The sequence below is a fragment of the Mesorhizobium sp. genome, from assembly GCF_024509055.1.
GTDB lineage: Bacteria > Pseudomonadota > Alphaproteobacteria > Rhizobiales > Rhizobiaceae > Mesorhizobium.
This window is the reverse complement of record NZ_JANINM010000451.1, coordinates 1-423: the sequence shown is the minus strand read 5'-3', so window position 1 is coordinate 423 and position 423 is coordinate 1. Positions and strand designations below refer to the sequence as shown.

Here is a 423-nt window from a genome sequence, read left to right as displayed (position 1 = left end):
AGATACTGCTGCTCGACGAACCGACGGCGGCAATGGGCGCGAAGGAATCGGCACTCATCCTCGACCTCATCCAGCAACTGAAGGAGCAGGGCGACATGGGTATCATGATCATTGCGCACAACTACGCCCAGATATTCGACGTGTGCGACAGGATCAATCTCATCGAGGGCGGAACGATCGTTTTCGACAAGCCCACCTCTGAGACTTCCGTCCAGGAACTGACGGACCTTGTGGTGCGGGAGTACCGCAAGGCGCGCAAGAGCGCGACGCAAGACCGGTAGTCTCCCCCACGGGTCGCCGCCTTCCTTGCCTGTTTTTCGATACATCGTAAGATATATCTTGACTCCCTGAGTGACGCAGCCTAATTAAGATATATCGTAAGACATAACTCAAGGAGCTATCCATGCACAGACATAACCAATT

1 pseudogene is annotated in these 423 nt (G+C 53.9%); it reads left to right on the top strand.

The features are described 5' to 3' along the window. Positions 1–281: pseudogene (locus Q0L57_RS25850) on the top strand (hypothetical protein); the annotation flags it as partial. Positions 282–423: the final 142 nt, after the last annotated feature.